The 14,035-nt window shown below is 68.4% G+C and carries 14 protein-coding genes; 13 read left to right on the forward strand and 1 reads right to left on the reverse strand.

The window, feature by feature from the left end:
- Positions 1-3 precede the first annotated feature (3 nt).
- The 7 genes from BW971_RS01945 (at position 4) to BW971_RS01975 (ending at position 6,048) form a co-directional block, all read left to right on the forward strand.
- Positions 4-888, forward strand: a complete 885-nt coding sequence (locus tag BW971_RS01945; RefSeq protein WP_076475978.1) for a sugar phosphate isomerase/epimerase family protein — start codon at positions 4-6, stop codon at positions 886-888.
- Positions 878-1,735 carry a thioesterase family protein gene (locus BW971_RS01950; protein ID WP_076475980.1) on the forward strand — a complete coding sequence of 286 codons (858 nt, stop codon included), beginning with the start codon at positions 878-880 and terminating at the stop codon, positions 1,733-1,735. The genes BW971_RS01945 and BW971_RS01950 overlap by 11 nt, the downstream gene beginning before the upstream one ends.
- 64 nt (positions 1,736-1,799) lie before the next feature.
- On the forward strand, positions 1,800-2,657 hold the full coding sequence (gene proC, locus BW971_RS01955) for a pyrroline-5-carboxylate reductase (RefSeq protein WP_076475981.1): 858 nt from the start codon (positions 1,800-1,802) through the stop codon (positions 2,655-2,657).
- A 191-nt stretch (positions 2,658-2,848) separates the two neighbouring features.
- The gene (locus BW971_RS01960) at positions 2,849-3,070 is read left to right on the forward strand and encodes a helix-turn-helix domain-containing protein (protein WP_076475983.1); all 222 of its coding nucleotides are present in this window, start codon (positions 2,849-2,851) and stop codon (positions 3,068-3,070) included.
- A gap of 255 nt (positions 3,071-3,325) precedes the next feature.
- Positions 3,326-3,427 carry a 30S ribosomal protein bS22 gene (locus BW971_RS01965; protein WP_003402602.1) on the forward strand — a complete coding sequence of 34 codons (102 nt, stop codon included), beginning with the start codon at positions 3,326-3,328 and terminating at the stop codon, positions 3,425-3,427.
- Positions 3,428-3,657: 230 nt separating this feature from the next.
- On the forward strand, positions 3,658-4,707 hold the full coding sequence (locus BW971_RS01970) for an NAD-dependent epimerase/dehydratase family protein (RefSeq protein WP_076475985.1): 1,050 nt from the start codon (positions 3,658-3,660) through the stop codon (positions 4,705-4,707).
- A 189-nt stretch (positions 4,708-4,896) separates the two neighbouring features.
- A complete protein-coding gene (locus BW971_RS01975) occupies positions 4,897-6,048 on the forward strand; it encodes a lysophospholipid acyltransferase family protein (RefSeq protein ID WP_083709212.1) in 1,152 nt (383 codons plus the stop codon).
- A gap of 82 nt (positions 6,049-6,130) precedes the next feature.
- On the opposite strand, the gene BW971_RS01980 is transcribed toward BW971_RS01975, so the two are convergent.
- Complete coding sequence (locus BW971_RS01980) at positions 6,131-7,309, reverse strand: HAD family hydrolase (RefSeq protein WP_143690160.1); 1,179 nt, start codon at positions 7,307-7,309, stop codon at positions 6,131-6,133.
- 143 nt (positions 7,310-7,452) lie between these two features.
- Between BW971_RS01980 and BW971_RS01985 the strand changes: the two genes are divergently transcribed.
- The 6 genes from BW971_RS01985 to hemB all read left to right on the forward strand — a co-directional run bounded on the left by BW971_RS01985 (position 7,453) and on the right by hemB (position 13,857).
- Positions 7,453-7,704 carry a glutaredoxin family protein gene (locus tag BW971_RS01985; RefSeq protein WP_076475987.1) on the forward strand — a complete coding sequence of 84 codons (252 nt, stop codon included), beginning with the start codon at positions 7,453-7,455 and terminating at the stop codon, positions 7,702-7,704.
- A gap of 104 nt (positions 7,705-7,808) precedes the next feature.
- Positions 7,809-8,594 carry a redox-sensing transcriptional repressor Rex gene (locus tag BW971_RS01990; protein ID WP_268811110.1) on the forward strand — a complete coding sequence of 262 codons (786 nt, stop codon included), beginning with the start codon at positions 7,809-7,811 and terminating at the stop codon, positions 8,592-8,594.
- Complete coding sequence (locus BW971_RS01995) at positions 8,591-9,943, forward strand: glutamyl-tRNA reductase (RefSeq protein WP_076475989.1); 1,353 nt, start codon at positions 8,591-8,593, stop codon at positions 9,941-9,943. Before BW971_RS01990 ends, BW971_RS01995 begins: the two co-directional genes overlap by 4 nt.
- A 111-nt stretch (positions 9,944-10,054) precedes the next feature.
- Positions 10,055-11,044 (forward strand): hydroxymethylbilane synthase, encoded by a 990-nt coding sequence (hemC, locus tag BW971_RS02000; protein ID WP_407701180.1) that lies wholly within the window; start codon positions 10,055-10,057, stop codon positions 11,042-11,044.
- Between the two features lie 154 nt (positions 11,045-11,198).
- Positions 11,199-12,833 (forward strand): bifunctional uroporphyrinogen-III C-methyltransferase/uroporphyrinogen-III synthase, encoded by a 1,635-nt coding sequence (locus tag BW971_RS02005; RefSeq protein WP_076475991.1) that lies wholly within the window; start codon positions 11,199-11,201, stop codon positions 12,831-12,833.
- A 43-nt stretch (positions 12,834-12,876) separates the two neighbouring features.
- Positions 12,877-13,857, forward strand: a complete 981-nt coding sequence (hemB, locus tag BW971_RS02010; protein ID WP_268811113.1) for a porphobilinogen synthase — start codon at positions 12,877-12,879, stop codon at positions 13,855-13,857.
- The last annotated feature ends 178 nt before the right edge of the window (positions 13,858-14,035 follow it).

Here is a 14,035-nt window from a genome sequence, read left to right on the forward strand (position 1 = left end):
GCGATGACCCGCTCCGACCTCCCCGCCCTGCGTGGGGAGATCCCCATCGGCCTGTCCACCGCGTCGGTGTATCCGCAGAACACCGAGGCCGCGTTCCAATACGCGTCCGAACTCGGTTTCGACGGCGTGGAACTGATGGTGTGGGGTGACCCGGTCAGCCAGGACGTCCGGCACGTGCAGTACCTGTCCGATCGCTATCAGATGCCGGTGCTGTCGATCCACGCACCGTGTCTGCTCATCTCGCAACGGGTGTGGGGGCGCGACCCGGTCGCCAAGTTGGCCAGGTCGGTGCGCGCGGCCGAGGATCTCGGGGCCGCCACCGTGGTCGTCCACCCGCCGTTCCGCTGGCAGCGGCGGTACGTGCGCGCCTTCGGTGACGTGGTGGGCGCTCTGGAGGCCGATTCCGACGTCGCCGTCGCGGTGGAGAACATGTTCCCGGTCCGCGCCGACCGGTTGTTCGGCAAGACGGCCAGCTCGGTGCGGCGGATGGAGAAACGCGGGGGCACCCCGGGTATCGGGTATTCGGCGTTCGGCACCTCGATCGACCCCACCGACGACGGGTACGACAACTACACCCTCGACCTCTCGCACACCGCGACCGCGGGTGCCGACGCGGTGGCGATGTTCGAACGGATGGGCAGCGGGCTGAACCATCTGCACCTCACCGACGGCACCGGTGCCTCCGTCGACGAGCATCTCGTGCCGGGTGAGGGCAACCAGCCGTGTGAGCTGATCTGCAGACGACTGGCCGCGAGCGACTTCGCCGGGGCGGTGGTGCTGGAGGTGAGCACCGGGTCGGCGCGGACCAAGCCGGAGCGCAGTCGGATACTGGAGCGGGCGTTGGCCTTCGCCCGGACACATCTGGAGAGGGAACTGCATGTCTCGTGAGTCGGGATATCTGGCCGGGCTGCGCGCCCTGACCCTGGTCGACCGACCGGCCGATGCGACGGCGGTCTACGACGGCGAGATCGACCCGGTGTTCACCATCGGCCCCAAGGTGCACGGGGGATCCGCGCAGATGCTGTCCGCGCTGGCCGCCCAGACCGGGTTCGTCGACACCGCCGAGGCGTCGGGTGCCGGTCCCGTCGACCCCCCGTCTCCGGTGGCCATCTCCAGCGACTTCCTGCACGCGCCCGACCCGGGGGCGGTGCAGGTGCGGGTGTGGGTGCGCAAACGTGGCAGGCAGGTGTCGGTGGTCGAGGTGGACCTACAACAGAACGGTCGCACCACCATCCATTCGAGTGTCACCCTGGGCAGGCTCGACGACACCGCGAGCACCTACTCCGCCGACCATCCACTGCTGGCGCTGCCGGTGGAACCGCCCGCGGACGCGTTGGCGCTGGCCGACACCCCGGTGGCACAGATCAACCATCTGACGGCCCTGCTCGACTTCGCTGCCGTCGGGTCGTCGCTGCCGTTCCTGGAGGGTGGGCAGGGCGAACCGCGCACACTGCTGTGGCTGAAACCCAAGGGGGAGGAACCCGATGCCGGGTTCACCATCCTCTGCGCCGACATCTCGATGCCGGTGGTGATGAACCGGGGGATGTTCGGCTGGGCCCCGACCGTGCAGCTGAGCACCTACGTACGCCGCAACCCCGCCCCGGGCTGGCTGCGGGTGTCGGCGTCGAGTTCGGAGATCCAGTCGGGATGGTTCGAGGAGGACCACGTGGTCATCGACTCGACCGGTGCCGTGGTCGCGCAGTCGCGTCAGCTCGCCCTGATCCCGCAGGGTTAGCCACCGGTTCGTCGGGCCCGCCCTACGTGGGCGTCGGTGGTGGCTTTCTGCGAAGCTGTGCTCCATGGCAAACAGGATCGCGATCATCGGTGGTGGCAAGATCGGCGAAGCCCTTCTCGCGGGGCTCATCTCCTCGGGTAAGCCGACGAGGGATCTCGTGGTCGCCGAGCGGTCGAAGGAGCGCGCAGACGAGATCGCGGAGGAATACGGCGTACTGGTGACCGACCTGCCCGGGGCCGTCGAACACGCGGCCGTGGTGGTGCTGGCGATCAAACCAACCGACGTGGACGAGGTGACCGCCACGATTGCCGGCGTGGTCGACGAGGGGGAGACCGAACGGCTGACCGTGAGCCTGGTCGCGGGGGTACCCACCGAGCGCTACGAGCGCGCTCTACCCGCGGGGTCACCGGTCGTGCGCGTGATGCCGAACACCCCGATGCTGGTCAACGAGGCGATGTCGGCGGTCTCGCCCGGTCGCTACGCCGACGACGAGCACGTCGCCACGGTCGTCGAACTGCTCTCGGCGGTCGGCAAGGTGGTGGTGGTACCGGAACGGCAGATGGATGCGGTCACCGCGGTGTCCGGCAGCGGTCCGGCGTACGCCTTCCTGGTGGCCGAGGCGCTCATCGACGCCGGGGTGTCGCTGGGGTTGAGCCGCAAGATGTCCACTCAGCTGGTCACCCAGACCGTGCGAGGGGCCGGGATCCTGCTCACCGACTCGGGAGTGTCGCCTGCCGACCTGCGTGCGGCGGTCACCTCACCCGGCGGGACCACCGCGGCGGCCGTCCGCGAACTCGAACGGATCAATCTGCGGACAGGGTTCTACGAGGCCGCACACGCCGCGGCCCGGGCCAGCGCCCGGTCCGGATCGGTCGAGTCTGGACCTGGCGTCGAGACCGACATCTCGTCCGCATCCGACTGATTTGGTCGCCGCCGGGGCGTAATACCGCAGGAAGTCGGCACAAACCGCAGGACACGCCGGGTATTCGTGACCCACTCACGTCGCATTGACCCCATCCGCCACGCTAAGCTCCCTGGAGCACGTGCGTGTCTGGTGTCCGCCGGAGGGGAAGCCGGCGGCCGCGACGCGTGCACCGGAGGTATGTGAATTTCATGGCGCCTGCAAACAAGCCTGGTGACCGGAACTCGGACGCTGGAGGTACGCAGTTCCTCACCGTCGCCGAGGTGGCCTCGCTGATGCGAGTCTCGAAGATGACGGTCTACCGGCTGGTGCACAACGGTGAGCTCCCCGCGGTGCGCGTCGGACGGTCGTTCCGCGTCCACGCCAAGGCCGTACACGACTACCTGGAAACGTCGTACTTCGACGCCGGATAGCGGTCCCGACGCCGAGGACGGCGTCGCGTGGGTGACGACCGACCACGGGTTGGTCGGCGATTTCGTGTGTCGCGTGGGTTACCGGTAGGCTCGATCATCGTCGTGCGTGCGCCCTCGCATGCACCGTCATCACCGATCGCGACCGGTCCTCCGGTGCCGCGTCGGCGAAGCGCCGGGAGTGATCCCGGTACGAGCAACCGCGACCGTGCGATATCTCCACGGTGCGATCAGATGGTTCAGAGGTGAGGTGCCCAGATGGGTTCAGTGATCAAGAAGCGCCGTAAGCGCATGTCGAAGAAGAAGCACCGCAAGCTGCTGCGTCGCACCCGGGTGCAGCGCAGAAAATTGGGCAAGTGATGCGCGCGGCGTCCTGACGTCGCCGCTCGGAATTCTCGTCGGGCCCGTCACCGCGTTTACGGTGACGGGCCTCGTCGTGTCGTCTGTAGCTCGCTGTCCCGGGCCGGTTGCGCCGGTCTGCGCCCGTGGTTTCGGAGTGTCGTGCAGTGTGTCGCCTTCTCAGCGAGTCCACAGCCGATATGTCCGGTTCTCGCGATGTGGCGATCTGCCCGTATGACTAGGGTTGGGCCATGACGAACACCGGTGAGCCGCCCGAGGTGGTCCTCGTCACCGGCGCTTCCACCTTTCTCGGCGGTTATCTGGTCACCCGGTTGGCCCAGGACGCACGGATCCGGCGGGTGCTCGCCGTCGACTCCCGACCGCCGTCCAAGGACATGCTGCGCCGGATGGGTCGCGCAGAGTTCGTCCGCGCCGACATCCGCAGGCCGGTCGTCGCCAGCATCATCGAACAGTCGCAGGTCGACACCGTGGTGCACGCCGCCACGTCGGTGATGGATTCGGTGGGGCATTCGCCTGCCATCAAGGAGTTCGACGTCATCGGTGGCATGCAGGTCTGCGCCGCGGCCCAACGCGCACCGTCGGTGCGACGATTCGTGTTGCGATCCACCGGGATGGTCTACGGGGCGAGCGCCGACAGTCCCGCGCACTTCTCCGAGGACTACCGGCCCCGGAACGAGCCCCGGTCGGGATACGGCCGCGATCTGCTCGACATCGAGGGGTATGCGCGGGGTATGGCGCGACGGCGCACCGACATGACGGTGACCATCCTGCGGCCGACATCACTGCTGGGCCCGCGGATCTCCACCCGGATGAGCACCTATCTGTCCTCGCCGGTGGTCCCGATGTCACTCGGCTACGAACCGCGACTGCAGTTCCTGCACGAGGAGGACGCGCTCGCCGCGATGGAACACGCCACCTTCGCGGGGCGAGCAGGCACTTTCAACATCGCGGGGGACGGCGTGGTGACCCTCACCCAGGCGGTCCGGCGGTGCGGTGGGATCCCGTTGCCGGTGCCGTCACCGTTGCTCACCCCGGTGGCAGGGGTGTTCCGCAACCTGCGGGTGGCCAACATGTACGGCGACCAGTCGCGGTACCTGACCTATGGGCGGGTTCTCGACACCGCGCGGATGCGCAGCGAACTCGGGTTCGCGCCGCGTTACTCCAGCATCGGCACCCTCGACGACTTCATCGCCCGTCGATCGCTGGATCCGGTGCTGCCACCGGAGACCTGGGTGCGGCTGGAGAAACGCATCGACGAAGCTACCCGAGGGTTGGTGTGAGGGTGGGCGGTGGCGCAGCTTGGTGTGAGGGTGGGCGGTGGCACAGCTTGATGAGAGCGTGGCCGACGGCACACTGAAACCGAATTAGACTCCAGAGGTGACCGCGACGGCGGACACGAACTACCAGATCAGAGAGTGGCGAAGAGCGTGGCGAAAGGGAATGGCGCGTCCGATTCACGGACTGCGAAGGTGATCCAGTTGTACGCGACACCTGCCGATCCCGCGAGCCGTGACCAGGGTCGGAGTCGACACCCTTCGCAGCACGCCGACCCCACCGGTGCCAGCCCGGGACCGCACCGTGGTGGGTCCGGACGCAATCGCCCACGGCCGCCGACCCTCACTCGCCCGATCCCCGACCCGCAGCTGCGGCACCCGAACACCGACGACTTCGAAGAGGCGGCGGTTCACCCGATCAGCGAGGACGTGCGGCTGCGGATCGAATCGCAGACCGAGCGGTACAGCGCGGGCAGCCCGCTGTTCAGCCTCGGTGGGGTGCGCGAGACCATCGCCGACTCGGTGGTCGGCGCCGCGGCGTTCCTGCGGGAGCGGTTGACCGGTGATTACCACATCGATGACTTCGGTTTCGATCAGCACTTCACCGAGTCGGTGTGGCTGCCGACGCTACGGGTGTTGTTCGAGAAGTGGTTCCGCGTCGAGGTCACCGGGGTGGAGAACATCCCCGCCGAAGCGGGTGCGCTGCTGGTGGGCAACCACGCGGGCACGGTCCCGGTGGACGCGTTGATGACCACCGTCGCCGTCCACGACCACCATCCGGCGCACCGGCATCTGCGGGTGCTCGCCGCCGACCTCGCTTTCGAGACACCGTTCATCGGGGAGTTGGCCCGCAGCACGGGCTCCACGCTGGCCTGTACGGCCGATGCGGAACGGTTGCTGCGGTCCGGCGAGTTGACCGCGGTGTGGCCCGAGGGTTTCAAGGGCGTCGGCAAGCTCTACCGCGATCGCTACAAACTGCAGCGATTCGGGCGGGGCGGGTTCGTGACCACCGCGCTGCGGGCCGGAGTGCCCATCGTCCCGGTGTCCATCGTCGGGTCGGAGGAGATCTACCCGATGATCAGCGACCTGAAACCCCTGGCCAAGGTGCTGGGCCTGCCGTACCTGCCGATCACCCCGACGTTCCCGTGGCTCGGTCCGCTGGGCCTGGTCCCGCTGCCGTCCAAGTGGCACATCCACTTCGGCAAACCCATCGAGACCAGCCGCTACGACGAACAGGCCGCAGAGGACCCGATGGTGGTCTTCGACCTCACCGACCAGGTGCGCGAGGACATCCAGCAGACGCTCTACCGGATGCTCTCCCGGCGCGACAGCATCTACTTCGGCTGACCCAGGTCTCCCGCGACAGCCCTGCGCACCCGCGGCAGGATTCACGCGTCGCGGGAGTCGAGAACCGTCGCGGGAAGGCCGTTCAGCGTTTGATGTGTCTGAGTGCGACGGCCGCGCTGCCGCCCGCGGCACCCAGCACCACCGCGGTCGGGACGCCGATCTTGGCCGCCTTGCGGGCGGTGCGGTAGTCCCGGACCTCCCAGCCGCGCACCTTGGCGACCTCACGCAGGTCGGCGTCGGGGTTGATGGCGACGGCGGTGCCCACCAGCGACAGCATGGGAACGTCGTTGTGCGAGTCGGAGTAGGCGGTACATCGCTTCAGGTTCAAGCCCTCGCGGACCGCCAGTGTGCGCACCGCGTGCGCCTTGCCCAGTCCGTGCAGGATGTCGCCGACCAACCGTCCGGTGAACACCCCGTCCACGCTCTCGGCGACGGTACCCAAAGCGCCGGTCAGGCCGAGTCGCACGGCGATGGTCTGCGCGAGTTCCACCGGGGTGGCCGTCACCAACCACACCTGCTGTCCGGCGTCGAGATGCATCTGTGCAAGCGCCCGGGTGCCCGGCCAGATCTTGTCGGCGATGTACTCGTCGTAGATCTCCTCGCCGAGTTCGGCCAACTCGGAGGTCGAACGGCCTGCGATGAACGACAGCGCCTTGTCCCGGCCCGACGCGACGTCGTCGGCGTTCTCCCGGCCGGTCAGCCGGAACTTCGCCTGCACCCAGGCGAACTCCATGATGTCGCCGTAGGAGAAGTAGTTCTTGGCGGCCAGCCCGCGCGCGAAGTGCACTATCGAGGCGCCCTGTACCAGCGTGTTGTCGACGTCGAAGAAGGCCGCCGCAGTGAGGTCGGGAGGAACGTGGGTGGGCTCCCCGGGTTCGTCGTCACCGTCACCGGCGCGTTCGACGAGCTTGTCCCACGCGGCCTGTGCGCTCGCCTCACCGGCCAGCGAGTGACGCAACTCCGCGGCCGACTGTCGGAATCGGCCCACCGGTCCGATGGCCCCGGCGCCGGCACCCCGGCGGGCGCGTGAGGAGATCCAGTTGCTGACGGTGCCGGTCGACTCGCGGTCGTCCGCGGGCGGCGGCAGATCGTCGACCAGGTCGTCGATCTGCACCTCGTCGAGGTTCTCGTCGGCGACGGGATCGCGCACCTCGGCCGTACCCGGATCGGCTGATCCCGACCCGTCCGCGTCCGACCCGGCCAGGCCCTCATCGATCGAGTCCCCATCGTTCGAACCCCCATCGTTCGAACCGACTGTCACCGCTCACCTCCGCTGCCGCGCATCCTCGACGTCCGGCCCGCGACGTCTGCGCTCAGCTTAGTCGTCCGCACCGACTGCGTCGGTGGGCCCGAAGCGACCCCACAGATGCGGGGCGCGCAGGTGTGGGCGAGCACACTGGATGGATGGAGATCACCCTGTTGACCCGGGCGGGATGCAGCAACTGCACACGCGCGCTGGCGACCCTGCGACCGATCTGCGCGGATTTCGACGTGGTACTGACGGTGACCGACGTGGACGCGGCCGCCACCGACGATCCGGAACTGCGGGCCGAGTTCGGCGACCGGCTGCCGGTGGTCCTGCTCGACGGCCGCGAACACAGCTACTGGGACGTCGACGTGGACCGTTTGCGCGCGGATCTGACCCGCAACGGCTGATCCCACCTTTTTTGTGAACACATTCACAAGCGGTATATCCTCAGAACCCACATGGTCCGCGACCTCCGCGGGCCAGGTCTGAAGGTCACATCGGGAGCAGTGGGTTGTCGAAGTCGGTACGGACATCGCACACCCTGGTCGTCGAGGGCGCGGATGCCGGCGACGACGGGGGTGCGTTCGCGGACCCCGCGCCCACGACCCCGGTGATCCCACCCGCGGCCGTCGCCCGTCTGGCCGGTTACCTGCACGTTCTGCGGGTGATGAGCAGTTCTGGGGTGATGATCACCTCCAGTGGACAACTGGCCGTGGCGGCGGGGGTCAACTCCGCGAATCTGCGCAAGGACCTCTCCTACATCGGCGCCAACGGCGTCCGCGGCGTCGGCTACGACGTGGGTAGGTTGATCGCCAAGATCGCGATGGCACTGCACACGGCGAACAATCACAACGTGGCCCTGGCCGGTGCCCGGATGTTGGGGAACACACTCCTCGCGCACACCGGGATGGGAAGAGGCTTCACCGTGGTGGCGTTGTTCGATGATGAGCCCGAACTCATCGGCACCGCCCTCGATGGACCGCAGGACGACGCCTCCGGACTGCGCGGACCCGGCCTCACGGTCGATCCGATGAGCGAGATCACCGACCGATGTAGGGAGTTGGACGTCGACGTGGCCGTCATCGCGACCCTCGATCACGACGCACAGCGCGTCAGCGACGCATTCGTCGACGCGGGGGTGAAGCAGATCCTCAACGTCACGTCGGTGACGCTGCGCACGCCTGCGGACGTGTTCGTGCGTCCGGTCGACCTGGCGCTCGAGCTGCAGGTTCTGGCGTTCAAGGCGGCCCAGGGCCGTGCGCACGCCGCCGCCGACCGCCGGTCGGTGACCGCATGAGCGTCTTCCTGTTCGGTGTCTCCCACACCAGCGCCCCGGTCTCGGTGCTCGAACGACTGGCGCTCACCGAGGACGAGCGCGTCAAGGTCGTCGAGGATCTGCTGCAGACGCCGCAGATCTCCGAGGCGATGGTCGTCTCCACCTGTAACCGGGTGGAGATCTACGCGGTGGTCGACGCCTTCCACCCGGCCCTGGAGGCGGTCGGTGCGGCCATCGGCACCACGTCGGGTATGACGCTCAACGAGATGACCCGTTACGCCTATGTCCGGTATTCCGAGGCCGCCGTCGAGCACCTGTTCTCGGTCGCCGCGGGTCTGGACTCGCTGGTCGTGGGGGAGCAGCAGATCCTCGGCCAGATCCGCAACGCCTACACCAGCGCCGACGCGAACTCGTCGGTCGGTCGAGTGCTGCACGAGTTGGCCCAGCAGGCGCTGCGCGTCGGTAAGCGCGTCCACAACGAGACCGGTATCGACCGTGCGGGTGCATCGGTGGTGTCGGTGGCCCTCGACCGTGCGCGACTGCTCCTGGGTCGGGACATCACCTCGGCCGTGGTGCTGGGCGCCGGGGCGATGGGTGGTCTGGCGGTGGCGAATCTGGTTCGCGACGGCGTGAGCGACATCACCGTCGCCAACCGCACCTACGCCAAGGCCGTGCAGCTCGCCACCGACATCGACCGGCACGCCAACGTGGAGAAGACCTACGGCACCGACGCCGGGGTGGTGGACGTGCGCGCCGTGCCCATCGATGACCTGATCGCCGCCGTCGCCGGGGCGGACGTGCTGATCACCTGTACGGGCACCGTCGGCACCGTTGTGCAGGTCGCCGACGTGCACTCGGCGCTGACCGCGCGCACCACCGAGACCCCGCTGGTCATCTGCGACCTCGGTCTGCCCCGCAACGTGGACCCCGTCGCCGGCCGGCTGCCGGGTGTGCACATCGTCGACATCGAGTCGCTGCGTGGTGATGCGGGTACCCAGGCCGCCGCCGACGACACGGTTGCCGCCCGCGCCATCGTCGCGGGCGAATTGGCCGACTACCTGACCAGTCAGCGGCAGGCCGAGGTCACCCCCACCGTCACCGCCCTGCGCAGGCGTGCCGCCGAGGTGGTCGAGGCCGAGATGATGCGGTTGGAGACGCGGTTACCGAATCTCGACGACCCGCAACGCGACGAGGTCGCCAAGACCGTGCGACGCGTGGTGGACAAGCTGCTGCACGCCCCCACGGTGCGGGTGAAGCAGCTGGCCTCGACGCCCAACGGCGATCACTACGCCGAGGCGCTGCGCGAGCTGTTCGAGCTGAAGCCCGGTGCGGCGGAGTCGGTGTCGGCTCCCGAGACCAATTTCGACTGACCGAGGGAGCGGTCGCGATCGCGCGATTGGGCATTCGAAGACCTGCCCGGTACCGTGAATATGCAGGTCATGTTCACTCTCGTGCGATTCGGAGTCATCAGTTCAGTGTCAGTGACGACGCCCGCAGCCGGTGGTCCGGCAGGGCGCGACGCCCACACCCCCATCCCCGTGGAAACCCCCATTCGTATCGGAACCAGGGGTTCACAGCTGGCGACCACCCAGGCGGGGACCGTCCGCGATGCACTCATCGCCGCCGGACATCCCGCCGAGCTGGTGATCATCAAGACCGCGGGCGACAAGTCGCAGGCGCCGGTGGCCGAGATCGGCGTCGGGGTGTTCACCACCGCCATCCGCAACGCCCTGCACGCCGGTGAGGTGGACGTCGCCGTGCACTCGTACAAGGACCTCCCCACCGCACCCGATCCCGGCTTGGTGATCGCCGCGGTGCCCCCACGCGAGGATCCGCGGGATGCGCTGGTCAGTCGGGGTAACAGGGTGCTCGGCGAGCTGCCGCCGGGCTCCACTGTGGGCACCTCGGCCCCGCGACGCGCGGCGCAGCTTAGGGCATCGGGTCTCGGTTTGGAAATCCGCCCCCTTCGAGGCAACCTAGATTCTCGGTTGGGCAAAGTCGCCGACGGCGAACTCGACGCAGTGGTCGTCGCCCGCGCCGGGCTGGTACGGATCGGTCGCGCCGAGGAGGTCTCCGAGGCATTCGATCCGGTCGTGCTGCTCCCGGCGCCCGCGCAGGGCGCACTGGCGGTCGAATGTCGCGACGACGATGCCCGGCTGGTGAGCATTCTCGCCGAGTTGGACGACGCCTCCACCAGGACGGCGATCGACGCCGAACGTTCGGTGCTGGCCGCGCTCGAAGCCGGTTGCACCGCTCCGGTCGGGGCCATCGCCGAGGTGGTCGAGTCGATCGACGAGGACGGACGCATCTTCACCGAGCTGTCGCTACGCGCCTGCGTGGTGGCCGAGGACGGATCGGACACGGTTCGTGCCTCGGTGGTGGGGTCGACCGACCGAGCCGTCGAACTCGGCAAGGAGATCGCCGCGGAGTTGCTGGAACTCGGTGCCGCAGAACTCATCGGGACCCGGTGACAACTTCAGACCTTGTCCTCTGACAGCCAGTCAGAGGGTAACGACGCCGCAGAGACGACCGTCGGGGTGGTACCCCGAACGACCGACTCGAGGCGGCGAGCTCGCCCTCCGGGGTGAGACGACACAGCCTTTCGGGGCAGGAGAGTGCGAACGCATGAGCCGAACGAAGAAGACACACCCGGGCCGCATCCTGTTCGTCGGCTCCGGGCCAGGGGATCCGGCACTGCTGACGGTTCGCGCGCGTGGTGCGCTGACCGGCGCGACCATCGCCTTCATCGACCCCGACGTGCCCGCGGGCGTCATCGCGATCATCGGTGGCTCGACGGCCACCGATGACCAACGGCGACGTCCCACCAAGAACGAGACGGCCGACGCCGCCACGGGCGACGTGGCCACCACGGACGATGGTGTCGAGGAAGAGGCCGCGGTGCGGCCCGCACTGGGTGATCCGACCGAGGTCGCCCGGACCCTCATCACCGCTGCCCGCAACGGTGACGACGTGGTCCGCGTGGTCTCCGGAGATCCGCTGACCACCGATTCGGTGCTCGCCGAGGTCACCGCGGTGGCCAAGGCGCACCTGAACTTCGAGGTGGTGCCCGGTCTGTCCGCGGCCACCGCCGTGCCGACCTACGCGGGAACCCCGCTGGGCTCCGGTCACACCGAGGCCGACGTCCGAGGTGAGGTCGACTGGGCCGCATTGGCCGCCGCCCCCGGTCCGCTGGTGTTACACGCCACGGCCGGGCATCTGGCCGAGGCCGCCAGCGCGCTCACCGAGCACGGACTGGCCGCGCAGACACCGGTCGCGGTGACCGTCAACGGCACCACCTGCCAGCAGCGGACCGTGGAGGCCACCCTGGCCACCCTCAACGAGCAGGGTGCCGAGTTGCAGGGCTCGCTGGTGCTGACCATCGGCAAGGCCGTCGGCCTGCGTGACAAGCTCAACTGGTGGGAATCCCGCGCCCTGTACGGCTGGACCGTGCTGGTGCCACGCACCAAGGATCAGGCGGGCGACATGAGCGAGCGGTTGGTCACCTACGGCGCAGTACCCGCCGAGGTGCCGACCATCGCGGTGGAGCCGCCCCGCAGTCCCGCGCAGATGGAACGCGCGGTCAAGGGACTGGTGGACGGCCGCTACCAGTGGGTGGTGTTCACCTCCACCAACGCGGTGCGTGCCGTGTGGGAGAAGTTCGCCGAATTCGGTCTGGACGCCCGCGCCTTCAGCGGCGTGAAGATCGCCTGTGTGGGTGAGGCGACCGCGGAGAAGGTGCGCGCCTTCGGTATCAACCCGGAGCTGGTGCCGTCGGGTGAGCAGTCGTCGCAGGGTCTGCTGGCCGACTTCCCGCCCTACGACGACGTTTTCGACCCGGTCAACCGGATCCTGCTGCCGCGCGCCGACATCGCCACCGAGACGTTGTCCGAGGGACTGCGCGACGGTGGCTGGGAGATCGACGACGTGACCGCCTACCGGACCGTGCGCGCGGCACCGCCGCCCGCCGAGACCCGCGAGATGATCAAGACCGGTGGCTTCGACGCGGTGTGCTTCACCTCGAGTTCCACCGTGCGCAATCTGGTGGGTATCGCCGGTAAGCCGCACGCGCGCACCATCGTCGCCTGTATCGGCCCCAAGACGGCCGAGACCGCGACGGAGTTCGGGTTGCGGGTGGACGTGCAGCCGGAGACGGCCTCGGTGTCCGAACTGGTGGACGCGCTGGCCGAGCACGCCACTCGGCTGCGGGCCGAGGGTGCGCTGCCGCCGCCGCGGAAGAAGGCGCGCCGCTCCCGCTCCTGACCGGTTCTCCGTCTTCCGACCACATCAGGAGGCAGCTGTGGACATCGACCGTCCCGTGATCCGGCCACGCCGGCTGCGCACCGGTCCGGCGATGCGTCGACTGGTGGCCCAGACCTCGTTGGAGCCCAGGCATCTGGTGTTGCCGATGTTCGTCGCCGATGGACTCGACGAGCCGCGGCCCATCGGATCGATGCCGGGGGTGGTTCAACACACGCTGGATTCGCTGCGCACCGCCGCGCGGGAGGCCGTGGACGCCGGTGTGGGCGGGCTGATGTTGTTCGGTGTGCCGAAGCCGGAGGACAAGGATGCGGTGGGGTCAGGCGCCGACGACGACGCGGGGATCTTGAACCGCGGATTGGCCGCGCTGCGTGCCGATCTCGGTGACGACACGGTGTTGATGGCCGATACCTGCCTCGACGAGTTCACCGACCACGGACACTGTGGGGTGCTCGACGACCACGGCGTGATCGACAACGACGCGACCGTGGATCGGTACGTGTCGATGTCACTGGCACAGGCCCGGGCCGGTGCACATCTGTTGGGGCCCAGCGGGATGATGGACGGTCAGGTCGGCGCGATGCGTCAGGCCCTGGACCTCGACGGGTTCACCGACACCGGCATCTTGGCTTATACGGCGAAGTATTCGTCGGCGTTCTACGGACCGTTCCGCGAGGCGGTCGGCAGTTCGTTGCACGGTGACCGCAAGACCTACCAACAGGATCCGGCCAACCGCTCGGAAGCGCTCCGCGAGCTGCGGCTCGATCTCGCCGAGGGCGCCGACATCGTGATGGTCAAACCGGCGATGAGTTACGTCGACATCGTGCGTGATGTGGCCAATGAGGTCGACGTACCGGTTGCGGCGTACCAGATCTCGGGGGAGTACGCGATGATCACCGCTGCCGCCGAACGCGGTTGGATCGACCGCGACGCCGCGATCCTGGAGTCGCTCACCGGGATCCGTCGGGCGGGTGCCGATATCGTGCTCACCTACTGGGCGACCGAGGTGGCCCAGCGCCTCGGCTGACCCGTCGAGTGGGCCCTCGTTCGCGTCGAGCGGGCCGATATTCGCGTCGAGTGGGCCGTGGTCATCGTCTGCTTGGCCGAAGTCGTTGCTCCGGTGAGCAGCGGCGCCGTGGCGCGTGGTGTCGCCTCCCGTGCGGTCGGTGCGATCAGTCCGGTGGTTTGGCCGAAACCGGTGTGGT

The organism is Williamsia sterculiae (genome assembly GCF_900156495.1).
Lineage (GTDB): Bacteria > Actinomycetota > Actinomycetes > Mycobacteriales > Mycobacteriaceae > Williamsia_B > Williamsia_B sterculiae.

Coding starts and splice junctions, on each gene's coding strand:
- BW971_RS01965 (WP_003402602.1), top strand. CDS start 3,326: ATGGGTTCAGTGATCAAGAAGCGCCGTAAGCGCATGTCGAAGAAGAAG.
- proC (WP_076475981.1), top strand. CDS start 1,800: ATGGCAAACAGGATCGCGATCATCGGTGGTGGCAAGATCGGCGAAGCC.
- BW971_RS01985 (WP_076475987.1), top strand. CDS start 7,453: ATGGAGATCACCCTGTTGACCCGGGCGGGATGCAGCAACTGCACACGC.
- BW971_RS01950 (WP_076475980.1), top strand. CDS start 878: ATGTCTCGTGAGTCGGGATATCTGGCCGGGCTGCGCGCCCTGACCCTG.
- BW971_RS01995 (WP_076475989.1), top strand. CDS start 8,591: ATGAGCGTCTTCCTGTTCGGTGTCTCCCACACCAGCGCCCCGGTCTCG.
- BW971_RS01970 (WP_076475985.1), top strand. CDS start 3,658: ATGACGAACACCGGTGAGCCGCCCGAGGTGGTCCTCGTCACCGGCGCT.
- BW971_RS01945 (WP_076475978.1), top strand. CDS start 4: ATGACCCGCTCCGACCTCCCCGCCCTGCGTGGGGAGATCCCCATCGGC.
- BW971_RS02005 (WP_076475991.1), top strand. CDS start 11,199: ATGAGCCGAACGAAGAAGACACACCCGGGCCGCATCCTGTTCGTCGGC.
- BW971_RS01960 (WP_076475983.1), top strand. CDS start 2,849: ATGGCGCCTGCAAACAAGCCTGGTGACCGGAACTCGGACGCTGGAGGT.